The 22,720-nt window shown below is 67.6% G+C and carries 21 protein-coding genes and 1 pseudogene; 19 read left to right on the forward strand and 3 right to left on the reverse strand.

Features of this window, described 5'->3' with window-relative positions; genetic code table 11:
* Window positions 1–81: 81 nt before the first annotated feature.
* Window positions 82–561, forward strand: a pseudogene (locus D6850_RS16655) (IS6 family transposase); the annotation flags it as partial.
* Between the two features lie 161 nt (window positions 562–722).
* Here D6850_RS16655 and D6850_RS16660 read toward each other — a convergent pair.
* Window positions 723–1,448, reverse strand: a complete 726-nt coding sequence (locus tag D6850_RS16660) for an endonuclease/exonuclease/phosphatase family protein (protein WP_206019304.1) — start codon at window positions 1,446–1,448, stop codon at window positions 723–725.
* 116 nt (window positions 1,449–1,564) lie between these two features.
* On the opposite strand from D6850_RS16660, the gene D6850_RS16665 reads away from it, so the two are divergent.
* The gene (locus tag D6850_RS16665; RefSeq protein WP_206019305.1) at window positions 1,565–2,554 is read left to right on the forward strand and encodes a lysylphosphatidylglycerol synthase domain-containing protein; all 990 of its coding nucleotides are present in this window, start codon (window positions 1,565–1,567) and stop codon (window positions 2,552–2,554) included.
* On the opposite strand, the gene D6850_RS16670 is transcribed toward D6850_RS16665, so the two are convergent.
* Complete coding sequence (locus D6850_RS16670; RefSeq protein WP_206019306.1) at window positions 2,449–3,999, reverse strand: phospholipase D-like domain-containing protein; 1,551 nt, start codon at window positions 3,997–3,999, stop codon at window positions 2,449–2,451. The genes D6850_RS16665 and D6850_RS16670 overlap by 106 nt on opposite strands.
* 355 nt (window positions 4,000–4,354) lie before the next feature.
* Between D6850_RS16670 and D6850_RS16675 the strand changes: the two genes are divergently transcribed.
* The 17 genes from D6850_RS16675 (at window position 4,355) to D6850_RS16755 (ending at window position 21,756) form a co-directional block, all read left to right on the forward strand.
* Window positions 4,355–4,696, forward strand: a complete 342-nt coding sequence (locus D6850_RS16675; protein WP_121168751.1) for an NADH-quinone oxidoreductase subunit A — start codon at window positions 4,355–4,357, stop codon at window positions 4,694–4,696.
* On the forward strand, window positions 4,693–5,562 hold the full coding sequence (locus tag D6850_RS16680) for a hypothetical protein (protein ID WP_121168752.1): 870 nt from the start codon (window positions 4,693–4,695) through the stop codon (window positions 5,560–5,562). The genes D6850_RS16675 and D6850_RS16680 overlap by 4 nt, the downstream gene beginning before the upstream one ends.
* Window positions 5,559–6,452 carry a complex I subunit 1 family protein gene (locus tag D6850_RS16685; RefSeq protein WP_121168753.1) on the forward strand — a complete coding sequence of 298 codons (894 nt, stop codon included), beginning with the start codon at window positions 5,559–5,561 and terminating at the stop codon, window positions 6,450–6,452. Before D6850_RS16680 ends, D6850_RS16685 begins: the two co-directional genes overlap by 4 nt.
* Complete coding sequence (locus tag D6850_RS16690) at window positions 6,449–7,051, forward strand: NADH-quinone oxidoreductase subunit J family protein (protein ID WP_121168754.1); 603 nt, start codon at window positions 6,449–6,451, stop codon at window positions 7,049–7,051. The genes D6850_RS16685 and D6850_RS16690 overlap by 4 nt, the downstream gene beginning before the upstream one ends.
* 1 nt (window position 7,052) lies before the next feature.
* Window positions 7,053–7,358, forward strand: coding sequence for an NADH-quinone oxidoreductase subunit NuoK (nuoK, locus tag D6850_RS16695; protein ID WP_121168755.1), 306 nt, complete (start codon window positions 7,053–7,055; stop codon window positions 7,356–7,358).
* The gene (locus D6850_RS16700; protein ID WP_121168756.1) at window positions 7,358–9,349 is read left to right on the forward strand and encodes an NADH-quinone oxidoreductase subunit 5 family protein; all 1,992 of its coding nucleotides are present in this window, start codon (window positions 7,358–7,360) and stop codon (window positions 9,347–9,349) included. Before nuoK ends, D6850_RS16700 begins: the two co-directional genes overlap by 1 nt.
* A 1-nt stretch (window position 9,350) precedes the next feature.
* Window positions 9,351–10,829 carry a complex I subunit 4 family protein gene (locus D6850_RS16705; protein ID WP_121168757.1) on the forward strand — a complete coding sequence of 493 codons (1,479 nt, stop codon included), beginning with the start codon at window positions 9,351–9,353 and terminating at the stop codon, window positions 10,827–10,829.
* A 1-nt stretch (window position 10,830) separates the two neighbouring features.
* Entirely contained in the window at window positions 10,831–12,228 is a 1,398-nt protein-coding gene (locus D6850_RS16710; RefSeq protein WP_121168758.1) for an NADH-quinone oxidoreductase subunit N, read from the forward strand.
* Between the two features lie 245 nt (window positions 12,229–12,473).
* Entirely contained in the window at window positions 12,474–13,193 is a 720-nt protein-coding gene (locus tag D6850_RS16715) for a ribonuclease activity regulator RraA (protein WP_121168759.1), read from the forward strand.
* Window positions 13,194–13,693: 500 nt separating this feature from the next.
* The gene (locus tag D6850_RS16720) at window positions 13,694–14,200 is read left to right on the forward strand and encodes a 2Fe-2S iron-sulfur cluster-binding protein (RefSeq protein ID WP_121168760.1); all 507 of its coding nucleotides are present in this window, start codon (window positions 13,694–13,696) and stop codon (window positions 14,198–14,200) included.
* A complete protein-coding gene (locus tag D6850_RS16725) occupies window positions 14,197–15,180 on the forward strand; it encodes an FAD binding domain-containing protein (RefSeq protein WP_121168761.1) in 984 nt (327 codons plus the stop codon). The genes D6850_RS16720 and D6850_RS16725 overlap by 4 nt, the downstream gene beginning before the upstream one ends.
* Window positions 15,177–17,381 carry a xanthine dehydrogenase family protein molybdopterin-binding subunit gene (locus tag D6850_RS16730; protein ID WP_121168762.1) on the forward strand — a complete coding sequence of 735 codons (2,205 nt, stop codon included), beginning with the start codon at window positions 15,177–15,179 and terminating at the stop codon, window positions 17,379–17,381. Before D6850_RS16725 ends, D6850_RS16730 begins: the two co-directional genes overlap by 4 nt.
* 52 nt (window positions 17,382–17,433) lie before the next feature.
* The gene (locus D6850_RS16735) at window positions 17,434–18,321 is read left to right on the forward strand and encodes a formate/nitrite transporter family protein (protein ID WP_121168763.1); all 888 of its coding nucleotides are present in this window, start codon (window positions 17,434–17,436) and stop codon (window positions 18,319–18,321) included.
* A 287-nt stretch (window positions 18,322–18,608) separates the two neighbouring features.
* Window positions 18,609–19,172, forward strand: coding sequence for a hypothetical protein (locus D6850_RS19770; RefSeq protein ID WP_245964227.1), 564 nt, complete (start codon window positions 18,609–18,611; stop codon window positions 19,170–19,172).
* On the forward strand, window positions 19,169–19,567 hold the full coding sequence (locus D6850_RS16745; protein WP_121168764.1) for a phage holin family protein: 399 nt from the start codon (window positions 19,169–19,171) through the stop codon (window positions 19,565–19,567). Before D6850_RS19770 ends, D6850_RS16745 begins: the two co-directional genes overlap by 4 nt.
* On the forward strand, window positions 19,557–20,750 hold the full coding sequence (locus tag D6850_RS16750) for a DUF3618 domain-containing protein (RefSeq protein ID WP_121168765.1): 1,194 nt from the start codon (window positions 19,557–19,559) through the stop codon (window positions 20,748–20,750). Before D6850_RS16745 ends, D6850_RS16750 begins: the two co-directional genes overlap by 11 nt.
* A 55-nt stretch (window positions 20,751–20,805) precedes the next feature.
* Window positions 20,806–21,756, forward strand: coding sequence for a YihY/virulence factor BrkB family protein (locus D6850_RS16755; protein ID WP_121168766.1), 951 nt, complete (start codon window positions 20,806–20,808; stop codon window positions 21,754–21,756).
* A gap of 94 nt (window positions 21,757–21,850) precedes the next feature.
* Here D6850_RS16755 and D6850_RS16760 read toward each other — a convergent pair whose 3' ends face one another.
* Window positions 21,851–22,705, reverse strand: a complete 855-nt coding sequence (locus D6850_RS16760) for an SDR family oxidoreductase (protein WP_206019307.1) — start codon at window positions 22,703–22,705, stop codon at window positions 21,851–21,853.
* Between the last annotated feature and the right edge of the window lie 15 nt (window positions 22,706–22,720).

Raw genomic sequence — 22,720 nt, forward strand, 5'->3', positions numbered from 1 at the left:
GAGGGTGAGCACCCAAAGAGGAATTGTCACGTTAAGCGGGCTGCGATTGCCTGCTGTTTGATTGCCACGTAGATCACAGCGATGCAGACACCTTCCATCATCTACAAGCGGCACCGGTTCCCGCCATCGATCATCGCCCACGCGGTCTGGCTGTATGTCAGTTTCAATCTGAGCCTGCGTGAGGTCGAGGAGATGCTGCTCGAACGTGGCATCGGCGTGTCCTATGAAACCGTTCGGCGCTGGACGGCCAAATTCGGGCCGCAGATCGCGAGGAACTTGCGGCGGCGCCAGAGCCGCGTTGGCGACATCTGGCATCATGACGAAGTCGTGGTGAAGATTTCCGGCAAGGCGTTCTGGCTTTGGCGCGCTGTCGATCAACATGGCACCGTTCTGGACGAGATCCTCCAGCCGCGGCGGGACAAACGGGCCGCCAAACGGCTTCTGCGCAAGTCGATGAAACGCGCGGGATCTGTTCCCAAGCGGATCATCACGGACAAGCTCCGCTCATATCGCGCAGCCAAGCGCGAGCTCGTGCCCAGGCTGGATCATTGGTCGCACAAGCTGGAGGATGCGGGGATGGTCACAAGCAACCCCGCGCCGGGCATGGCCGTCTAAGTGCCTTCGGACACCGAGTTAATCTCTGTTCATGAGAAGGTTTGCATCGTTTAGGTTCAGAACAACGCGTAGATCCCCGTTCAAGCCGGCCATCGGCAGCCGTGGCCTTACGGTCCATCCTCCAGAACCAGATCGGCGATCAACGGCAGATGGTCGGAAACGGCCCTGGCATTGCGGTCGGTCCAGCAGCGGCTGAGCATCGTCCTTGGCTGGCAATAGATGCGGTCGAGCGGGAGGAGCGGCCAGAAGGCGGGAAAGGTGCGGATGTAGCTGTGTCCGGGGAACAGCCGGTCGAGGATCCGCCGCGCCGAACCCCGCGCGGTCCAGTCGTTCAGATCGCCCATGAGGATCCCGCGGTCCTTGCCGCGCCGGACGATGCGCGCGAGCTTCAGGGCCTGGTGGTGGCGCTCCCGGAAGCTCAACCCGAGATGCGCGGCCACGACATGCAGCTGGCCATGCGGCGTCTCGACGGTCGTCTCGATCGCCGCGCGGGGTTCGCGCCGCCGGTAGGAAATGTCGTGATAGCGCGCCGGCGCCAGCGGCCAGCTGCTTATCAATGCGTGTCCGTAATCGCCGTCGGGCGCGCGGATCAGGCGGCTGGCCCGGGCATTGCCGCCCAGTTCGTCGCCCAGGAAGGTGAACGCGTCGGGCGCGGAGGGCGGACGCTTGCGCGAGTCGATCTCCTGCAGCGCGACGATCTGCGGGTGATGACGGCGGACAAGCTCGACCACGCGCTGCAAATCGCGCCGCCGGTCCCGTCCCGCGCCGCCGTGAATGTTCCACGTCATGACGCGCACGACGCCGGGGGCGGGTCGCTCCACGCTCTCGGTCAAGCCGGCGCTCCCCGCCGATGCGGCCGCGCCGCCCTGGCCGTAAAAAACGCGCTTTCGCGGATCGAAAACCCCGTGGCGCGCGTTGCCCCGGCGTAGCACCGGAAGGAAACCAGCACTTGCCAGCCGACAGCCCGCCCCGACGTCAGGCGCATCGCGCCGCCCATTCGCGCCGCCGCTGGTTTGGTTACCTCGTCGCCGTGGCCGTCACGGCTTTGGCGGCCTATCTGCTCTACCGGACGCTGTCGCAATATGAATGGTCGGAGTTGGTCGACGCGGTCACGGCGATCTCCGCGCAGCGGTTGTTTGCGGCGCTGGGGTTTTCCGCCCTCAGCTATCTCACCCTGACCGGGTTCGACTGGCTGGCGCTGCGCCATGTCGGGCATCGGCTGTCCTATGGCAAGGTCGCGACCGCGTCGTTCACCAGCCTCTCCATCGGGCATACCTTGGGCCTCGCCGCGCTGTCCAGCGGCGCCATCCGTTACCGGTTCTATTCCCGCTGGGGGCTGCGTGGCGGCGAGGTGGCGGAGGTGATCGTCTTTTGCGGCGTCACGGTGGGGCTGGGGCTTGCGCTGCTGGGCGGCGCGGCCCTGCTGTTTGCGCCCGACATAGCGGTCAACGCCTTCGGATTGGGCCGCGGCGTGGTCAGGGTGGCGGCGGCGGTCGCGCTCGCCGGTCCGGTCGTCTATCTCGTCATGGCCGCGCTCATCCGGCGCCCCTTCAGCATCCGGGGGCGCGAGATCAGGATGCCGGCGCTGAAATTCGCGCTGGCGCAGGTCGCGCTGGGGTCGCTGAACTATGTCTTTCTTGCCGCCGCGCTTCATCAGGCTGTGCTTTCCATCGCGGACATCGGGTATCTCCCGGTCGCCGCCGCCGCCGTCAGCGCCAATGTCGCGACGATCATCACCCATGTTCCCGGCGGGCTCGGCGTGGTCGAGGCGGTCCTCGTCTATCTCCTTCCGGGCCGCGAACTGATCGGTCCGATCCTTATCTTTCGTTTCGTCTATTTCCTCGTCCCCCTCTGTTTCGGGCTGGCGACGCTTGGGCTCTCCGAGCTTCTCCTGTCGCGCGCGCGCCCGAAACGCGCCAGGCGCGACCAAAGCCGGTAAAGACCGCCCGCAAGGGGCAGCGGGCGCTCGGGATCGAGCAGGACGGTGCCGGGAAAGGGCCGGCGGGCACCGCGGGATGTGGGCATGAGGCGTAGGCTGTGGCCGTCATGGCGAAGACCGTCGATCACGTCGAGGAGCCGCTTCCCCTCTGATGAGGGGCCATTCAGGTCGCCACGGTCGACCCCCAGGTGTTCGGCCAGCAGGGTATCGCGCAGGCGACGGATCGCCTCGCGCTCCGGCTGGGTCTGGGCGACGAGCGTCACGTCGCATTCGGTGTCCAGCCCGACGGACCGGTTGTTGAGGTTCGCGGACCCGACGCGCAGGAACCTGTCGTCGATGAACGCCACCTTGGCATGGATCAGCAGGCGATGCGCCTCGGCGCTGTCCGCGACCGGGTAGTAGACCCGCAGCCTGTCGTGCCGGTCGGCCGCCTTCAGACGGCGCAGCAGCCGCTCGCGGTTCGCGCCCATGATGAAGCGCTCCGCGACGCCGTTGGCGGTGCGCGTGCACACGACCACGATCTCTGGCCCATCGGGCTGCGCGAGCATGGTCTCCAGCAACCGCCCCACCCGGTGACTGGTGAAATATTGCGTCTCGATATAGACTGTCCTTCGCGCCGCGCGCAGCAGATCGTCGGTAAGTTGCGCAACCTCCTCGACGCCGGCGCGACCGTTGTAGCGCGGCCGCGTGCGCGAAACCGCGACGCTGACGTTGCTGAGATCGGGTTCCACGCTGTCGGGCCAACGGTCGACCGGGGCGGCGGCCGGCAGCGCCTCGTTCGTCGCGTCACGCCATCGCTCGCGGGCGATGTCGCCAACGGCGCGCACGACCGGCCCGTCCAGAACCGCCTGGACGTCGTGGACGGGTTCATACGGCTTGCCGTCCGGATCCTCGCGCAGCTTCTCCTCCGGGGCATGGCCGGGCCTGTCCCAGCGGGCGACGGTCAGGTCCATGCCGCCGACGAAGGCGACGGAATCGTCGATGATGACCATCTTCTGATGATGCGAGGCATAGAAGGGGTGGTGCGTGTCGAGACGCACGCTGATGCGCTCGTGCGCGGACCAATCCGCGCCGACGAACAGTGGCAGAGACTCTCCCGGACCATGCGCCGTGGCAAGGCTCCACACCAAAACCCGGACGTGCAGATCGGGCCGCTCTTCAACCAGGGAGCGCAGCAGATCGCCGAGCGTGGGGGCATCCGCGCCATCCTGTGGTCGCAGACGGATGCGGGCGTCGAAATCCCAGCCGATGATGAGGATGGATCTCTCCGCGCGCCTGAGGCTGGCGTCAAGCGCGGCGAAATAGGCCTCGCCGTCTATCAGCAGCGCCGCGCGCTCGGCCTCTGAGAGCGCGCAGCAGTTGCGGCCGGGGACGAGAACCGCCGCCGGCCGCGCCTCGGCGCCGCCGTAACATGGCGCGCGCCCAGCTTCATTCGCTTGCAGCATGTCTTCTCGCCAATGCCTTGTGCAACCTCGTCTTCTTGCGGAAGGCTCGGAGTGCCGGCAAAGCCGTGTGCACTTTGCTGCCTCGCCGCAAATGCTTCCATGCACAACGGAATGGCGGGTAAAACGTTCCTTTGCGGATCCTTCCCGCCGGAATCCGCGGCGGTCCGAAACTGGCCTGGCGAATGCGGCCGCTCTCCGTCTCGCCGGCCGCGGGGTCTTGGTCGAAGGTCGCATGAGCCATCCCGACAAAATCCCGGCACCTTGGAACCATCCATCATTGGAAGGTTGTTAATGCTGCAAGCAGCCGGATGTTTTCGCTGTTGCGCCATGCTCGGCACGATCGGGAGACAAGACGATGATCCAGATTGCCATGCCCGTCGTTCTCGCGATGCTCGCCATTGCCTTCACGACAGCCATTCAGCGCATCGCCCGAACGGATGCGACATGGCCCCGGCGCGCGCCGTTTCTGGGGGGTGGCCTGCCCGAAACCCACGCCTGGCAGCGGTTTCATGTGCGCTATTACCCGATGGCGCTGCTCTTCATCGCGTTCGAGATGGAGATGATGTTCATGTATCCGTGGGCGGTCGTGTACGTGGAGACCGGCGTGAAGGCGCTGGCCGAGATGGGCATGTTTCTCGGCATCCTGTCCATCGGCATCCTCTACGGCTGGCGCGAGGGGGTGTTCCGGTGGCAATGAGCTGGCTTTCCACGCTGGCGCATGACGCCGAGATCGCGGTGTTCGCCGCCGTCGGCCAGCATGGGCTGGGTCTGACCGAAACGCTTGGGCGCCAGCGCGGCGTTCGGCTGGTATCGTCGCCGCGCCATGCCCGCGTGCTGTTGGTCGCCGGCGAGGTGGAGTCTGCGCAGGCCCGCGCGCTCGAGCGGCTGCATGCCCAGATCCCCCCGCCGCGTGGCACGGTCTGGTGGCAGGCCCCGCGTCTTTTCGAACGGGGCGAGACGGTGATCGGCGATGACCCGGGCGAGGCGATCCGGCGGGCGGCTGGCGCGGATGATCCCGAACAGCGCCCCGACGTGCCGCCGCATCCGTGGCGGGGCATGGGTCCGCACGGGCAGGGCGGGCACGGCATGATGGGCGGCAATCCTTATGGGCGCCCCATGGCGATGACGGCGGATGATATCCGCGACGGGCTGACGCTCGATGCCTATTCGGCGCGGTTCGGCCCGTTCCTGCCGGCGCTGCCGCCGGGGCTCGTGCTGGACCTGACCATGCAGGGCGATGTGATCGTTTCGGCCGCCGCGGCCTCGCCGCCTTATCCGCAGGGGCCGGAGGGCGACGCGCCCACCCTCTGCGCCGCGCGGATGTTGCGGCTGATGGGGATCGGGCCGCGTGCGGCCCACGCGCGCGGCGCGTTGATGGCGCTGCCCAAGGGGTCGGGCATGCGGCGGCGGCTCGCAGCATGGCTGCGCGGCGAGACGGTGACCGAGAGTCCGGCGCCGCCGCCGAACGCGCTGCCCGGCCGCGAATGGGCCGAGGCGGTGCTGTGGCTGGCCAGTTTCCCGCCCTCGCGCCTGCGCGCTGTCTGCCCGGAGGAAGCCGCATGATTGCCGCCACCTTCGCCCTGCTGTTGTCATTGCCGCTGCTCGTCTGGGTCGCCGCGATGTTCGACCGCATCGGCGCCGGGCGCGGCAGGGTCGTCATGGCGCCGCTGCAAAACGGCGCGGCGCTGCTGCTGCGCCCGAACACCGAAACCGAGGCGCCCGATCAGCTCAACCGTCTGCTGGCGCCAGGCTGGTATCTGGCGCTGGCGCTGGTCGGCCTGTCGGTGGTGCCCTTCGCGCCCGGCGTCGTCGCTAGCGACATCGCGACCGGCCTCGTTCTCTGGGGCGCCTGCGAGGCGCTGACGGTAGTGGTCGTCTTCCTGCATGGCTGGTCGCCCAATTCACCGCTGCCGCTGATCGGCGCCTATCGCTATGTCGCGATCGGCCTGCCCGCGATGCTTCTGTCGATGTTCGTGCTGATCGGCGCGGCGCTGCCCGCGCAATCGCTGTCGGTGGCGGAGGTGGTCGAGGCGCAGCGCGACCTCTGGAACGTCGTGCGCCAGCCGCTCGGCCTGCCGCTTTTCATGGCTCTCGGGCTGGCGATCACCTTGCGCGGGCCGTTCGACTTCGCGGAGGGCGCGGAACTGGCGGGCGGCGCCTCGGCCGAGGAAAGCGGGCCGGCGCTGGCGGCCTGGCGGTTCGCGCGCGCGGCGATGCTGGTCGCGTTCTCGGCCATGGCGGCGACGGCGTTCCTGGGCGGCTACCTTGGGCCGGTGCTGCCGGGTCCGGCCTGGCTGCTGCTGAAGACGCTGGCAGTGATGGCCGCCGCGGTGGCCGCCGGGCGGTTCTTCGCGCGGATGCCGCCGGCGCGGATGCTGACCTTCCTCTGGGTGGTGCTGCTGCCGCTCTCCTTCGCCAACCTGGCGCTGGTCGGCGTTGAGGCGCTGCCATGATTGATGCGCTGTTCCTTACCCTGTCGGCGCTGGCGATCTGGTCGGGCTGGCGCGTGTTCCGGGTGGATTCAATGGTGCGCGCGTCGTTCCTGCTCATGGTTTCCTTCATCGCCGTGGGGCTGATCGCGGTGCTTCTGGCCGCGCCCTATATCGGGATCGCCACCATCTTCATGATGGCGGTCGAAATGATGGTCATGGCCCTCTTCATGGTGATGTTCATGATGAACCCCGCCGGGCTGAATCCTATGGTGATGGTGCATCAGCATCGCTTCGCCGTCGTCGCGGGGATCGTGGCGTTTGCCGGGCTCACGGCGGCGGCGCTGCTGTCGGACCTGCCTTCGCGGCCCGTGCCCGAGAGCGCCGAGGTGGTGCGCGCCCTGGGCCATGAACTGCTGGGGCCGTCGATGCTGATCTTCGAGACGGCGGGCGTCACGCTGCTGGCCACCATGATCGGCGCGGTCGTGCTCTCGGCGCGGTCGGGGCGGTATGGTGACTCCGATGCCGGATCGGTCCCGCCCGGACTGACCCCCGGGGGGGAACCCGCGGGGCGCAAGCCCGACGACGGCAGGGGGCGTCCCCACCATCACGGGGGGCAATGAGATGACGCTTGCAACTGTCCTGATCGTCGCCGCCGCGCTGATCGGCATCGGGCTTTACGGCGCGCTGTCGCAGCAAAGCTTCGTCATGCTGATGATGGGGCTGGAGCTGATGCTGAACGGCGCGATCCTGGGCGTCATGGGTTTCTGGGCCTTTGCGCTTGGCGGCGCGCCCGAGGGACAGCTTCTGGCGATCATCGTCATGGCGGTGATGGCGGTCGAGATGGCCGTGGGTTTCGCGCTCGTGGTCGCGGTCTATCGCAAGCGGCAGGCCGACATGACCGAAAGCCTGACGACGATGAGGCATTGATGCTGTTTGCTCTCCCCCTCTTTCCGGCGCTGGCCGGGCTGGCGCTCTGGACCGCGGGCGACGGGCCGCGCCTGCGTCTGGGGGTGATGGCGGGCGCCGCGGCGGCGGGTACGCTGCTGCTGGCGGCGCTGGCCGCCGCCCGGGGCTGGAGCGGCGGTTTCGCCTGGGGCGCCGGGCTGGATCTGCACCTTGCGCTGACGCCGCTTTCCGCCGCCGTGGCCATCACCGTTCCGGCGGTGGCGCTGCCGGTTCTGGTCTTCGCCGCCGCGCATGAAGACAGGCGCGGACTGGCGCGCCTGCTGGGCCTGATGTTGATTTTCACCGGCGCGATGCTGCTCACCGTCGCCGCCGCCGACCTGCTGACCCTTCTGATCGGGTGGGAGGTGATGGGCTTCTGCTCCTGGGCGCTGATCGGACACCACTGGCGCGATCGCGCGAACATGGCGTCGGGGCGCTATGCCTTCGTGATGACACGGCTCGGCGATCTGGGCTTGTTCCTCGCGTTGATGGCGACATGGAACAGGGCGGGGTCGCTCGAATACGCCGCGCTCGGGCGGCTGGAGGGCATAACGTTGGCGCTGGCCGCTTTCGGCGTGTTGGCTGCCGCAGCGGCCAAGGCGGGGCAGGGGCCGTTCGCGCTGTGGCTCTTCCGCGCGATGGATGGACCCTCTGCCGTGTCGGCGCTGCTGCATGCAGCGACCATGGTGGCGGCGGGCGCCTACCTTCTGGCGCGGCTGCATCCGTGGCTGGCCTCCGTGCCTGGCTGGAGCCTCGCCGTGATCGCGCTTGGCCTGTTCACCGCGCTGGCAGGCGGAGCCGTCGCGGTGATGCAGGGCCACGCGAAGAAACTGCTGGCCGGCTCGACCTCGGCGCAGTTGGGGCTGATGTTCATCGCGGTGGGCGCGGGTTATCCGGGCGTCGCGGTGGCGCACCTGGTCACGCATGCCGCGTTCAAGGCGCCGCTGTTCCTGTCGGCTGGCGTCGCCGGAGAGGCGGGCGGAACCTACCGGCTGCGCGAGATGGGATATATGCGCGCTCTGCCCTGGACAGCCGGGCTGACCGCGCTGGCCGCCTTGGCGCTGGCCGCTGTGCCGTTCATGGGAGCCGCATGGAGCAAGGAGCAGATTGTCGCTGCCGCCACGCATGAGAGCGTTTGGCTGGGCCTTTTCGTCATGCTCGCGGGGGCGCTTTCCGCCGCCTACGCCATGCGGTTCTGGTTCCTGGCCTACGGGCCGCGCGATGCGAAGCCGCAGGCCGAACCGCGCCGGCCCGAGATCGCCGCGACTGGCGCGCTGGCGCTGACCTGCGTGGCGCTCGGCGTGCTGTGGGCGCCGCCCCTGCAGGACGCGCTGCCGCTGCGGCTACCGGAGGGCAAGCCGCTGGAAATCGCCGGCTCGCTGGCGTTTGTCGCCCTCGGTCTGGTGGCCGGGCTGACGCTCGCGCGGCGCGAGACCGCGCCCCCGCCGACAGCCGCTGATTGGCTGGGCCTGCCCGCGCTGATCGAGCGCGGCGTTGTGCGCCCTTTCGAGCGCTTCGCGCGCCTCGCCGCGCGAACCGATGACGATCTGCTCGACGCGATCCCGCGCGGCGCGGCCACGGGGGCCCGTCGGGTCGCGCGCGGCGGGCGGTGGGTCTGGGGCGCCATGCAGACCGACGATGCGCTGCTCGATGCGATTCCCCGCAGTGCGGCGGCAGCCGCGCACCGTGTCGCGCGGGGCCGGAACAATGCCGGGGGCGCGATGCAGGCGGATCGGGTGGTGCTGGACGCCGCGGTCTGGCAAATCGCCGCCGCCACGCGCGCGCTGGCCCGGCTGGGGGATCGCCGCGGCGAGCTGTTGGCGGACGGGCTGCCCGAAGGCGCCGCCGGTCTCACCGGGCGCGGCGGCGCGGATGCGCGGCGGCTGCAAACGGGGCTCTCGCATCAATATTACGCCATTTTCGCCATCGGCGCGGGGCTCGCCATCCTGTTCCTGATTACGGAAGCGTTCTGACATGCTGACATTCGCCATCCTGCTCCCCTTTGCCGCCGCCGCGGCTCTTGCGCTTGCGCCGCTGTCCGCGTCCGCCGCGCGCGCCACCGCCATCGCGACGGCGGCGCTGGCCCTGCTCGCGCTCGTGGTGGTCTGGACGGGTTTCACGCCCGGCGCCGGGTTCCAGGCGGTGCAGGAGGCGCCGTGGATCCCCGCGCTTGGCGTCGCGTGGCGGGTCGGGGTAGATGGCGTTTCGCTGCCGCTGGCGCTGATGAGCGGGCTTCTCTTCGTCGCCGCCATTGCCTGGCCGATGGAGCGCGCGGTCAACGCGCGCCAGTACTACGCCTGGTTCCTGTTCCTCGAAGGGGCGTCGCTCGGCCTGTTCCTGACGCTCGACCTTCTGATCTTCTATGTCTTCTTCGACCTCAGCCTGGTCGGGATGTATTTTCTGATCGGCCGTTGGGGACACGAGGGGGCGCAGCGCGCGGCGCTCAAGTTCTTTCTCTACACGCTGGCGGGTTCGCTGCTGATCCTCCTGGCGATCATCGCGCTGGTGCTGGCGACCGACCCGCTGACGTTCGACATGCGCAAACTGATCGGGATGCAGCCGATGGCGGGGATGGACCTGCGCGCGGGGCTGATCCTTTTGGGCTTCGTGATCGGCTTTGCCATCAAGACGCCGCTCTTTCCGGTCCACACCTGGCTGCCGCCCGCGCATGTCGATGCGCCGGGCCCGGCCTCGGCCATCCTCGCCGGCGTGCTGCTCAAGATGGGCGTCTACGGCCTTGTGCGTATCCCGATGCAGATGCTGCGCGAGACGTTCGCCACCTACGCGCTGGCGCTTGGCGTCGTCGCGCTCATCTCGATCCTCTGGGGGTCGATCGTCGCCTTCGCGCAGGAGAACCTCAAGCGGCGCATCGCCTATACGTCCGTCAACCACATGGGTTACGCGGTGCTGGGCGTCGCGGTGGCCGGTTCCGCCGTGGCCGGGCAGGAGGCGGCGCGCGATCTGGCGCTGACCGGCGCGGTGGTCGAGATGGTGGCGCATGGGCTGATCACCGGCGCGCTTTTTCTGATCGCCGGGGCGTTCTGGGCGCGGACGCAGGAATATGACCTCGGCCATTACGGCGGGCTGGCCGCACCTGCGCCGCGCATGATGGGCGCGATGGGGCTGGCGAGCTTTGCCTCGCTCGGCCTGCCGGGGCTGGCGGGGTTCGTCGCCGAGGTGCAGATCTTCATCGGCGCCTTCGCGGTCTGGCCGTGGATCGCCGCCATTGGCCTGCTGGGCCTGATCGTCACGGCGGCGCTGTTCCTTGGCATGTTGCAGCGGCTGTTCTTCGGCGACAGGCTGCCCGCGCTGGAGGGGTTAGCCGACCTGACCCGGACCGAATCCGGTATTCTTGCCGTCCTGCTGGCGCTGGTCGTGCTGATCGGCGTCTGGCCGGCCTGGCTGCTGGAGATGATCGCGGCAAGCGCCGCGCTGACCTTCGGGGGCGGCTGAGATGCCGGTCGCCGATGTCGGCCCCGAGATCGCCCTGATCGCGGGCGCCATCGCGGCGCTCTTGCTGGCGATGGCGCTGCCGCAGCGGCTTCTGGGCTGGTGTCTGGTCCCGGCGCTCGCCGCGCTGGCGGCGGCATTGCTTTGGGCGCTGGCGCAGGCGTCCGAGGCGCGGCTGACCTTCTCCGGCGCTTGGGCGCTCGACGGCGTGACCCTCTGGGCGCGGGGGATGATCGTGGCGGCGACCGCGCTCTGCCTGATCCTTTCGCCGGGCTGGTTCGCGCGAGATCGTCGGCATGGCGAATTCTACACCATCACGCTGTTCTCCGCGCTCGGCGCCGTCGGCATGGCGGGGGCGGCGGATCTGATGCAGCTGGTCATGGCGGTGCTCTTGTCATCGGTCACGGGCTATGTGCTGGCGGCCTGGCATCGCGACTGGGCGCTGTCGGTCGAGGCGGGGATGAAGTATTTCCTGATCGGCGCGCTGGCCAATGCGCTTCTGGTCATCGGCGTGATCCTGGTGATGGGCATGGCCGGAAGCAGCGACTATGCAACGCTCAAAGGCGCGGACGTCTCGTCGCCGCTGGCGCTGATCGGCCTTGCGCTGATCGTCTGCGGCCTCGCCTTCAAGCTGGGCGCGCTGCCGGGGCACGCCTGGATGCCCGATGTCGCCGAAGGCGCGCCGGTGCCGGCGGCGGCCTTTCTGACCGTGGCGCCCAAGATCGGCGCGGCGCTGGCGCTTTACCGTCTGGCGCATCTTTTCCCCGAGGTGGAGATGCTGCGCCCGCTGATCGCGGCGCTGTCGGTGATGACGATGACGCTCGGCAACCTCGCCGCGCTGTGGCAGGAGGACGTGCGCCGCCTGGTCGGGTGGTCGTCAGTGTCGCAATCGGGCTACGCGCTGATGGCCGTCGCGGTGGCGGATCTCGCGCCCCGCGCGCTGCCATCGCTGCTGTGGTTTCTCGCCGCCTACGCACTGGCCAACATCACCGCCTTTGCCGTCATCGCGCATCTGCGCGGCCGCACGGCTCTCCACGACTACCGGGGCCTCGCGCGAACGCGGCCGGGCATGGCGGCGGCGCTGATCGTGGCCTTCCTGTCGCTTGTAGGCATCCCGCCGCTGATCGGCTTCACCGGCAAGCTGGGGTTGTTCATCGCTACGATCGACGGCGGCTATGCGTGGCTGGCGCTGGCGGCCGTGCTGAACACGGTCGCCTCGCTCTTCTACTATGCGCGGGTCATTGGACCGATGTATTTCGCGGCGCCGCAGGAGGCCCGGCCAGAAACTCTGACGCTGTCGAGCGGTGTGGCGGCGATGTTTTGCGCCGCGGCGTTGATCGGGCTGGGGATTTTCAGTGGGCCGTTCCTTGGCGATGCGGTTGACGTGATGCTCCGGCCGTGAACGCCTGCTGAGTAAACGCTTGAGCGGGAAGAAGCCCGGCGGGCTTCGTCGGCTTGCCCCGTCGGAACGTGACGAACGCCGGTGCGCGAAAACACGTTGTTAACGCGGAATAAAACGCGCCTTACCTTGACCGTCGCCCTGTTCGGACGTAGACGGCATGGGCAAGCGGCAGGCGGATCGCGTCTATTTTGCAACCACTTCCGGTGTCAATTCCGCAGTGACCAAACAAATTGATGGGATGTCCCGTGGCAGATTACATTCTTTCCGATGAAACCCGCGCGAAATACAAGCGCATTTCTACTGCATCGATTGCAACGCAATTATACAAACGCGGGCTGCGTAACCAGTTTATTCAAGGTGTCGTGCCGGTATCCCCAAAGCCGGAAACGATGGTCGGGCAGGCCTTTACACTGCGTTATATACCCGCGCGCGAGGACCGCAACGGGCTGGAGGTTTTTCGAAATGCTGATCACCCGCAACGGGTGGCCGTCGAGACTTGCCCGCCGGGGCACGTGCTGGTGATGGATGCGCGCAAGGACGCCAGCGCCGCTACCGCGGGTTCGATCCTGGTGACTCGTATGGCGGTGCGCGGCTGCGCTGGTATCGTGACGGATGGGGGATTGCGCGATGCGCAAGGCATTGGAGAGCTGGACATGCCGGCGTTCTATGCGGGTTCGTCCGCTCCGACGAACCTGACGAAACACGAAGCCCTGGACATCAACGTTCCGATCGCCTGTGGTGATGTTGCGGTATTTCCCGGCGATGTCCTGGTCGGGGATAGTGACGGTGTGATGGTTGTCCCGGCTCATTTGGCGGATGAAATTGCCGAGGTCTGTTCCGGCATGGAAGATTTCGAATCTTTCGTTCTGGAAGAAGTTCTTGCCGGGGCGCCAATTATTGGGCTGTATCCCTGCACGAAAGACGAGAACCAGAAAAAATTCGAAGAATGGCGCAAAGCCAAGTGAACTGGCTCGACGTGGTGCGTCGGAGGGATGGGAAATCACCTCTTGATGCACATGTCGTCCAGAATAAATGTTCGCCTTTCACATCTGGCGAAGTCTGACTGATCTTTTCCAGCGAGGTCCGGTTTCGCCCTTTGCGTGGCAACGGAGTTTTTCAGTTCCGCGTGTCCGGTCCGGTCTCCTTGGTCGGATGACCGGCTCTGCGCACAGGGCCAAAACGTCTAAATTTCCCTGCTTCGACTCTGCGAACTGTCGGGTGGCGCGTTACCTTCGAGCGCACCGGCGGCGCCGACGCGGCGTCGCTCGGCGGCCCCTTCGCCACCCCGCGCATGGACCTTCTGGCCAAGAGCGCGGGACGGTCGGAGCGGCCCGATCATCAGCGCATTGCAGGCCGTGGATTGAGCGCGCCGCTCGCCCGCCTCGGGACAGGATGAGCCAAGGTCGCGGAACGCAACCGCCCGACGATGCGTTCAGCAATCACCGACCAACCGAAAGGGCGCCCCATGCAGATCACGCTGAACATCAACCGGGAAGAGTGTCCGCTCGACCTTGACCCGCGCACGACCCTGCTCGACGCGCTGCGCAACCACCTGGGCCAGTGCGGCACCAAGAAGGGGTGCGATCACGGGCAATGCGGGGCCTGCACGGTGATCGTGAACGGGCGGCGCATCAATTCCTGCCTGACGCTCGCCTGCATGCACGAGGGTGACGAGATCACGACGATCGAGGGGCTGGGCGCGCCGGGCGCGCTGTCAGCGCTGCAGGGCGCGTTCGTCCGGTACGACGGCTTCCAATGCGGTTACTGCACTTCCGGCCAGATCTGCTCGGCCACGGCGATGCTGGATGAGCTGCGCGAGGGCTGGCCCAGCCATGTGACAAAGGATCTGACGGGCGAGGCGGCGCTCAGCGACGCCGAGATCGCCGAACGGATGAGCGGCAACCTCTGCCGGTGTTCGGCCTATCCCAACATCGTCGCGGCCATCCGCGAAGTCGCGGAGGGCGAAGGATGAAACCGTTCGATTACATCCGCGCGGGCGATGCGTCCGAGGCCGTCGATGCCGCCGCCGATGGCGCGACGATCATCGCCGGGGGGACGAACCTGCTCGACCTGATGAAGCACGAGGTCATGGCGCCGGGCCGATTGGTGGACATCACCCGGCTCGACCTCAAGCGGATCGAGGACATGGACGGCGGGCTGCGGATCGGGGCGCTCGTCACCAATTCGGACCTGGCCGCCGACATGCGGGTGCGCCGCTCGTGGCCCGCTCTGGCGCAGGCGCTGCTGGCCGGGGCCAGCGGGCAGTTGCGCAACAAGGCCTCTACCGGCGGCAATCTGCTTCAGCGGACGCGGTGCTATTACTTCTACGACACCGCCATGCCCTGCAACAAGCGCGCGCCGGGCTCGGGCTGCGGGGCCATAGGCGGCGCGACGCGCCTGCACGCGATCCTGGGCGGCAGCGACGCCTGCATCGCCACCCATCCCAGCGACATGGCCGTGGGGCTGACGATGCTGGGCGCGGAGGTCGAGATCATGGGGCAGGGCGGCGCCACGCGCCGCGTGCCGCTGACCGAGTTCTACCGCCTTCCCGGCGACACGCCGCATATCGAGACTGTGCTGGAACCGGGCGAGCTGATCACCGCCGTGATCCTGCCGCCGCCCGCAGCCGGCGCGCAGACCTATCGCAAGGTGCGGGATCGCGCCTCCTATGCCTTCGCTCTCGTCTCCGTCGCGGCGCGACTGCGGCTGGAGGAGGGGCGCATCGCAGAGGCGGCGCTGGCCTTCGGCGGCATCGCCCCCCGGCCTTGGCGCGACGCAGCGGCGGAAGAACTTCTATGCGGAGAGCAGCCGTCCGAGGCTCTCTTCGTCCGCGCCGCCGACACGCTGCTGCAAGGGGCCGAGGCCCAAGAGGGCAATGCCTTCAAGATCCCGCTCCTGCGCCGCACGCTAACAGCCACGCTGAGCCAGCTTTGGAAGGAGTCGTCGCAATGACCGCGCATCACAAGATGGACGAACCGGACCGGCGCAACCGGCTGGACGCGATGGCGCAGGGCATCGTCGGCGTGGGCATGGACCGCCCGGACGGGCCGGAGAAGGTGTCTGGCAGGGCGGTCTACGCCCATGACGGGCAGGTGAAGGACATGCTGCACGGCGTGATGGTGCGCGCCACTATTGCCAAGGGGACGCTTCTTGGCATCGATGAAGAGCCAGTGAAGGCGCTGCCGGGGGTGCGCGCGGTCCTGCACGGGCCGCGGTTCCTGCGCAACCCCGCGCAGGGGGCCGCGGGCGAAGCGCCGGTGCAGGGCAGCGCGGAGATCGCCTATTTCGGCCAGCCCGTCGCGCTGGTCGTCGCAGACACTTTCGAGCAGGCGCGCCATGGCGCGCAGTCGCTGGCGTTGCGCTACGACGAGGCCGAGGCGACAGTCGCGCCGGGAGAGGCGGAGGCGGAGACGCCCGAGGACAAGCAATCAGCGACCGGAGATCTGGACGCGGCCATGAGGGACGCCGCCTTTTCGGTGGATCGTACCTACACCACCCCGCCTCACAACAGCGCCCCGATGGAGCCGCATGCCGCCATCGCCGAATACCGCGACGGCAAGTTCACCGTGCGGGCATCGTGCCAGATGGTGAAATACAATCTCGACGAGCTGGCGGATTCCCTCGGGGTCGACGCGGCGGACGTGCACCTGCTGTCGCCCTTCGTGGGGGGCGGTTTTGGCTCGAAGCTGGGAATTTCCGCCGAGGCGGTGGCCGCCGCGCTTGCCGCGCGAGAACTCGATCGCCCGGTCGCGGTGGCGCTCAGCCGCCCGCAGGTGTTCGAGGCCACGATGCGCCGCTCGGAGACGCGCCAGCGCTTCCGCCTCGCCGCCGATGCCGACGGGCGGCTCACGGGCGTCGGGCACGAGGTTCTCGTCTCGAACCTGCCCGGCGAGACCTTTTCCGAGCCGGCGACGCAGGCCACGCCATTTCTTTATCGCGGCGAGAACCGCGTCATCGGCCATCGCATCGCGCGGGTGAACCGCACCTGCGCCGGCTCGGTGCGCGCGCCGGGCGAGGCGGTGGGCGTCACGGCGCTGGAGATCGCGATGGACGAACTCGCGCAGGCCGCTGGCGTCGATCCCGTGGAGCTGCGCCGCCGCAACATCCCCGAGGAAGACCCCAGCCGGGGCGTCCCGTTTTCGTCGCACATGCTGGAGGCCGCACTAGATGACGGCGCGGAGCGCTTCGGCTGGTCGGACCGGCCGAAGGGCGGCACACGCAATGGCGAATGGCTGATCGGCTGCGGCATGGCGTCGTCGTCGCGGGTGAACCTGCTGAACGACTCGGCGGCGCGGGTGACGATGAACCGCGACGGCACCGCGCTGGTCGAGACGGACATGACCGATATCGGCACCGGCACCTACGCCATCCTCACCCAGGTCGCGGCCGAGATGCTGGGCCTTCCCCCCGACCGGGTCGAGACGCGGCTGGGCGATAGCGACCTGCCGAAAGGCGCCGGCTCGGGCGGCTCGCAGGGGGCGTCATCGTCCGCCAGTTCGGTGTTCCTGGCTTGCGAGCGGCTGCGTTGCGAGATCGCCGAGCGGGCCGGTTGCGCCGAGGAGGCGCTTACGCTGAAGGACGGGCACGCGATCAGCGACAACCGGCAGCAGCCGCTGGCCGAGTTGCTGCAAGAGCCGTTGAGCGCCGAAGGGGTGATCCACCCGGGCGACGCCGAGAGCCGTGTCCGCCAGGCGAGCTTCGGCGCCTTCTTCGTCGAAGTGGGCGTGAGCGCGGTGACCGGCGAGGCGCGCGTGCGGCGGATGCACGGCAGCTTTGCCGCCGGTCGCATCCTCAACGCCAAGACGGCGCGTTCACAGTGCCTGGGCGGGATGACCTTCGGCATCGGCATGGCGTTGACCGAAGAGCTGATGCACGATCCGCGTGACGGCCACATCGTGAACCGCGACCTTGCCGAATACCATGTGCCGGTGAATGCGGACGTGCCGCAACTGACGGTAAACCTTCTGGAAGAGCGCGACCCCTGGACCAACCCGGTTCAGGCCAAGGGAATCGGAGAACTGGCGATCTGCGGCGCCGGGGCGAGCATCGTGAACGCCATCCACGACGCCTGCGGCGTGCGCGTCCGCGACCTGCCAGCGACACTCGACAAGATCCTGCCGGGGCTGCCCGAGCGCGCGGGGCGTGAAGGTTGACCCGGTCGCGCGGACCGACCGGTCTCGGAGAGGACCAGTGCGAGGGTCGGAAATGAGCGACGAAAACCGTCAAGAGGCGGACGCCGGGGATACGCCGCGCGACGCCGCGCAGGAGGCAGAGAGCGAAGGCCCGGCCGGGCGCGCGCTGACCGCCCGCGAACAGGACCAGGTCAAAGAGCGCCGCAGGCTGTCGGCCATGACGGTCTACGCCATACTGCACGCGGAAGGCGAAGAGGAGCTGCGCCGCCCGGTGCGTTCGCTTTGGTGGTCCGGCGTGGCGGCGGGCATCGCCATCTCGACATCGCTGCTGGCCGAGGGACTGCTCTACAATGTGTTCGAAGGGCATCCCCGACGCGAATTCATCGCCTGGTTCGGCTATTCCGCCGGATTCATCATCGTCATCCTGTCGCGCCTGCAGTTGTTCACCGAGAACACGATCTCGGCGCTTCTGCCGCTGCTTGCCGAATGGAGCACGGGGAGACTGTGGCGCATGATGCGGCTGTGGGCCATCGTGTTCGTCGCCAACCTGCTGGGCACCTTCGCGACCGCCTTCATCACCCTGGAACTGATGACGACCGGGGCCGCGAACATCGAGGCCATGCTCGAACTGTCCCGAAAGGCTGTCGAGATACAGGATTGGCGCGCGTTGCTGCTGGGCGTGCCGGCGGGGTTCTACATCGCGGCCTTGGTGTGGTTGCTTCCGTCCTCGAAAAGCTTCGAGATCTTCACGATCATCTTCATCTCGTGGCTGATCGCGGCGGGCGGGTTCACCCACGTCATCGTGGGGTCCTCCAAGGTGTTCATGGTCGTGCTCAGCGGCGAACTGTCGCTTCTGACGGCGTTGCTGCACAATATCCTGCCGGTCCTCGTCGGCAACGTGATCGGCGGCAGCGGGCTCTTCGCGATGCTCGCCTACGCGCAGGTGAGCCAGGAGATGTGAGCATCAGCGCCGCCACCGGACGAACCGCGCAGCTCCGAAACACTCGTATCCCGGGGCGTCGCCGGACAATTCATCGAACGAAGTCAACCCTTTGGCCCTCGCGACTCCGCCCCGGTGGTGTCGGTCCTCCCCCGCCGGGAACCGGTTGACAGCCAGTGACGTTGTCGAGTCGGAGCATCATTTTGGAAATCCCGGAGAGGTTCAATGCACTTCGTAATCTACCTGATCGGTCTCATCGTGGTCGTTCTCGCAGTTCTAAATCTCATCGCCTGAACAAGGAGGTCATAATGACAAACACGGATAAAGGAAAAACAGACAAAGACAGAACCCTTGCCGAAGACGCCAGGGAAACCGCGGCCGGCATGGCGGGTGAAGCCAAGGGGCACGCGCAAAAGCTCGCCCAGACGGCCGCCGCCGAAGCGGAAAGCTACGCAGGCCAGGCCAAGGATGCCGCGGCCGGCGAGGTCAAGGATGTCGCGTCAGCTCTCAGGACGGCGGCAGATGAAATGCGCAGCGGATCGCCCCAGGAACGCACGTTCAGCCAGATTGCCGACACGCTGGCAGACGCCTCGGACGCGCTGCGCGACAAGGACCTGGGCGAGATGGCCGGCGCGGCAAACGACTTTGCAAGGCGTAACCCGATGGTCTTTCTGGGAAGCGCCGCGCTGATCGGTTTCGCCGCCACGCGCTTTGCCAGTGCGAGCGGGCGCGCGCGGCATGGCGGTGGCAGCGACCCGGACAACCGGCGCCCGCAGCCGACAACCCCGCCCGCGACAACGTCATCGGGATTGTCGACCGGCGGCACGCCCGCCCCGACACGCACGACGACACAGCAAGGAGGCACAGCATGACCGACGATCCGAATAAATCCACCGGCAGCCTGCTGGGCGATGCGCTCACGCATGTCAGTTCCCTCGTCCGCAACGAGGTCGACCTGGCGCGTGCGGAGATCGACGAGAACCTAAAAAGCGCGGGGGTCGCCATCGGCATGATCGTCGGCGCGGTCGTGGTTGCGCTGACGGCCCTCAATGTCCTGTCCGCAGCACTTGTCGCCGCATTGACCGAAGCCGGGATTCCCGGCGGCTGGGCGGCGCTGATCGTCGGCGTGGTCTTTGCGATCATCGCCTACGCGATGCTGCACAAGGGCTCCAGCGATCTGAAACTCAGCAGTCTCGCCCCGTCGCGGACTGCAAAGAACGTGAAGCGCGACGCGCAGACCGTAAAGGAGGTATACGATGACAAATGATAACCGTTCTCCCGAGGAAATCGAACGCGACATCAAGCGCGAGCGCGCCGGACTCAGCGAAACTCTGGATGACTTGCAGGACAAGTTTTCCGTTGAGACCATCGCAAGGCAGGTCACCGACCAGTTCCGCGAACATGGCGGCGATATCGGACGATCCGTATCAACCGCGGTCAAGAGCAACCCGGTGGCGCTTGCTCTGACCGGAGTCGGCATCGCGTGGCTGATGATGGGCAACCGCTCGGGCGACGATCCGGGCCGCGTCCCCTACCGCCATTCGCATGACGATCTGGATCGTGACCGCTCGCGCGATCATGCGACGCTTGATACGCGGGAACCGGCGTCGGGGCCGCGCGCCCGGCCAGTTCGGCCGAGGCCGCTCTATTCCGGCCGCTACGGGAGCAGTCATACGGCGCCGGACTGGGCCCGGACGCGTGACGAAGACGACGACGCCGGGATCGCGCAGGGCGCGCGAGACGCTGCCGCTAACGCCGGCAACAGGGTCGCGGATGCCGCTTCGGGTCTTGGCGAGGGCGCCCGCGATGCAGGCGCGAGCGTGGCCGATAAAGCGAAGAGCGCGACGGCGTCGGCGCGCGATGCCGGGTCTTCGGCGCTGCACAGCGCGCAGGATATGGCCTCCTCGGCATCCGACCGCGCCGCCGCGCTTCGCGACCGGCTTGCCCGAGGCACCGAGGATCTGACGGAAGAGGCGCGTCAGCGTGTCGTCCGCGCCCGCGAGCGGGCCCTCGAGGCGCGGGAGGCGGCAGCGGATTATGCGCGCCGGGGAAGCGACCGCGCCGTTGACATCTTCGAGGAGCAGCCGCTGATCGCAGGCGCCTTGGCCGTCGCGTTCGGCGCTGCGGTGGGCGCCGTGCTGCCCCGCACCCGGGTCGAGGACGAATACTTTGGCGAGCAGAGCGACCAGCTGATCGACGAGGCCGAGCGCATCCTTGCCGAGGAAAAGGAGAAGATCGGCAAGGTCGCCGAAACCGTCACGGAAGAGGCGAAGCAGGCCGCGCGCGACGTCAAGAGCCAAGCGGACGAGGCCGCGCCCGGATCGAGCGTGGAGCAGGCCGCTGCGGACAAGGTGACATCCGCGGGCAAGCGCATCGCCGACGCCGCGCAATCCGAAGCCGAGAAACAGGATTTGGGCGACGTTCGCAAGCCGCCGAAATCCTCAACCTGAACCAGACCCGGCCCGCAGCGCGTCTGCGGGCCGGACACTTTGAAAGAGAGGCCCGATGGCTCGCGGCAGAGACGCAGAAACACCGACCGATATTCCGCCGAAGGGGTGGAAGGACATCGCGTTACGGGTGAAATCGGAAATGGCGGCGGACCACGTGGGGCTGGTTGCGGCCGGCGTGGCCTTCTACGCGCTGCTGGCGATCTTTCCGGCCATCACCGCGCTGATGGCTCTCGGGGGCCTGGTGATGGAACCCCCCGAGGTGAAGGCGCAACTGGAAACGCTGGCCCAGATGATGCCGCAGGAAGCCGCGCAGATCGTTCTGGATCAGGCCACGGCCGTCGCCGGCTCGCGGGAGGGCGGCCTTGGCCTTGCGTTTGCTTTCGGCCTGCTGCTGGCGATCTATTCGGCCTCCAAGGGCGTGAGCGGCCTCATGGAGGGTCTGAACGTGGCCTATGACGAGGAGGAAAGCCGCGGATTCGTGGCCCAGATGCTCTGGCGGCTTGGGCTGACCGTGTTCCTGATCGTGGGGCTGATTGTCGGGCTCGTCGCGGCGCTGGCGGTGCCGGCCGCGCTGAACCTCATCGCGCTGCCCGGCTGGCTGGAAACCCTGTTGGGGCTGGGACGATGGGTGATCCTGGCGCTGATGACGATCGGCGGTCTCGCGGTTCTCTATCGCTACGGCCCCTCGCGCGACAACGCGGAGCTGAAGTGGCTTTCGCCCGGGGCCGCCGTAGCCTGCATAGTATGGCTGGTCGCGTCCGTCGGCTTTTCTGTCTATGTCAGCAATTTCGGCAGCTACAATGAAACATTCGGCAGCATGGCGGGGATCATCATCCTGTTGATGTGGCTCTGGCTATCTGCGTTCATCGTTCTGATGGGGGCCGAACTCAACGCCGAAATGGAGGCGCAGACCGCCACCGACACGACCGTCGGCCCCGATGAACCGATGGGCAGCAGGGGCGCCGAGAAGGCGGACAAGCTGGGCGCGGCAGAGGGGAAGTCCTGACAGGCAGTCGCGACAGCAGATGCGCGGCGCCCGAACTCTCGGAACTGTCCCATTGGTCCAGGATCAAGCGCCCGCGCGCCGGCATCGGGGCAGGTCACCCCCCGATCAATTCTCCGCCGTTGGGGTGAAGCACCTGACCGGTCATGTAGGAGGAATCGGCGCAGGCGAGAAACAGCAGCGCCGGCGCGACCTCGTTCGGTTGACCGGGGCGGCCCAAAGGCGCTGATTTACCGAAATCCTCGACCGCCTCCTCCGGGAACGAGGCGGGGATCAACGGCGTCCAGATCGGCCCCGGCGCCACGCCGTTCACCAGTATGCCCTCGGGGGCGAGCTTGCTCGACATCGCGCGCAGGAAGGACAGGATCGCCCCCTTGGTCGAAGCGTAGTCGATCAGCATGTCCTGCCCCTTCCACGCCGTCACCGAGGTGACGCAGATGATGCGCGCGCCCCGTTCCAGGTGCGGCAGCGCCGCCTGCGTGATGAAGATCGTGCCGAAGATGTTGGTGCGGAAGGTGCGTTCGATCTGCTCCTTCTCGATATTCTCGGGGGCGTCCACGGCGTGCTGCTCGCCCGCGTTGCTGACCAGGACGTCGAGTTGACCGAACCGGTCGATCATCTGCGCCACCGCGTCCTCGCAGAACGCCTTGTCGCCGATGTCGCCCTTTATCAGCAGCGCCTCGGAACCCTCCTGCTCGATCTCGGCGCGGGCTTCCTCGGCGTCCTCGGTATTGCTGTGGTAAAGGATGCCGAGCCGCGCGCCCTCGCGGGCGTAAAGGATCGCGGTCGCCCGCCCGATACCGGAATCGCCGCCCGTGATCAGCGCCACCTTCTCCTTCAGCCGCCCCGATCCGGGATAGCGCGGCGCGTAGTCGGGCTGTGTTCCCATTTCGGCCTCGGCGCCCGGCTGGTCCTGCGGGCTGTCCATCGCGTCAAAGTCCTTGTCGCTCATCGTTTTTCCCCTCTC

This window comes from Roseovarius spongiae (assembly GCF_003651245.1).
GTDB classification, from domain to species: Bacteria; Pseudomonadota; Alphaproteobacteria; order Rhodobacterales; family Rhodobacteraceae; genus Roseovarius; species Roseovarius spongiae.

Coding starts and splice junctions, on each gene's coding strand:
- D6850_RS16690 (WP_121168754.1), top strand. CDS start 6,449: ATGATTGATGCGCTGTTCCTTACCCTGTCGGCGCTGGCGATCTGGTCG.
- nuoK (WP_121168755.1), top strand. CDS start 7,053: ATGACGCTTGCAACTGTCCTGATCGTCGCCGCCGCGCTGATCGGCATC.
- D6850_RS16755 (WP_121168766.1), top strand. CDS start 20,806: ATGGCTCGCGGCAGAGACGCAGAAACACCGACCGATATTCCGCCGAAG.
- D6850_RS19770 (WP_245964227.1), top strand. CDS start 18,609: ATGACAAACACGGATAAAGGAAAAACAGACAAAGACAGAACCCTTGCC.
- D6850_RS16700 (WP_121168756.1), top strand. CDS start 7,358: ATGCTGTTTGCTCTCCCCCTCTTTCCGGCGCTGGCCGGGCTGGCGCTC.
- D6850_RS16760 (WP_206019307.1), bottom strand. CDS start 22,705: ATGAGCGACAAGGACTTTGACGCGATGGACAGCCCGCAGGACCAGCCG.
- D6850_RS16680 (WP_121168752.1), top strand. CDS start 4,693: ATGAGCTGGCTTTCCACGCTGGCGCATGACGCCGAGATCGCGGTGTTC.
- D6850_RS16670 (WP_206019306.1), bottom strand. CDS start 3,999: ATGCTGCAAGCGAATGAAGCTGGGCGCGCGCCATGTTACGGCGGCGCC.
- D6850_RS16705 (WP_121168757.1), top strand. CDS start 9,351: ATGCTGACATTCGCCATCCTGCTCCCCTTTGCCGCCGCCGCGGCTCTT.
- D6850_RS16725 (WP_121168761.1), top strand. CDS start 14,197: ATGAAACCGTTCGATTACATCCGCGCGGGCGATGCGTCCGAGGCCGTC.
- D6850_RS16730 (WP_121168762.1), top strand. CDS start 15,177: ATGACCGCGCATCACAAGATGGACGAACCGGACCGGCGCAACCGGCTG.
- D6850_RS16685 (WP_121168753.1), top strand. CDS start 5,559: ATGATTGCCGCCACCTTCGCCCTGCTGTTGTCATTGCCGCTGCTCGTC.
- D6850_RS16735 (WP_121168763.1), top strand. CDS start 17,434: ATGAGCGACGAAAACCGTCAAGAGGCGGACGCCGGGGATACGCCGCGC.
- D6850_RS16710 (WP_121168758.1), top strand. CDS start 10,831: ATGCCGGTCGCCGATGTCGGCCCCGAGATCGCCCTGATCGCGGGCGCC.
- D6850_RS16720 (WP_121168760.1), top strand. CDS start 13,694: ATGCAGATCACGCTGAACATCAACCGGGAAGAGTGTCCGCTCGACCTT.
- D6850_RS16750 (WP_121168765.1), top strand. CDS start 19,557: ATGACAAATGATAACCGTTCTCCCGAGGAAATCGAACGCGACATCAAG.
- D6850_RS16675 (WP_121168751.1), top strand. CDS start 4,355: ATGATCCAGATTGCCATGCCCGTCGTTCTCGCGATGCTCGCCATTGCC.
- D6850_RS16745 (WP_121168764.1), top strand. CDS start 19,169: ATGACCGACGATCCGAATAAATCCACCGGCAGCCTGCTGGGCGATGCG.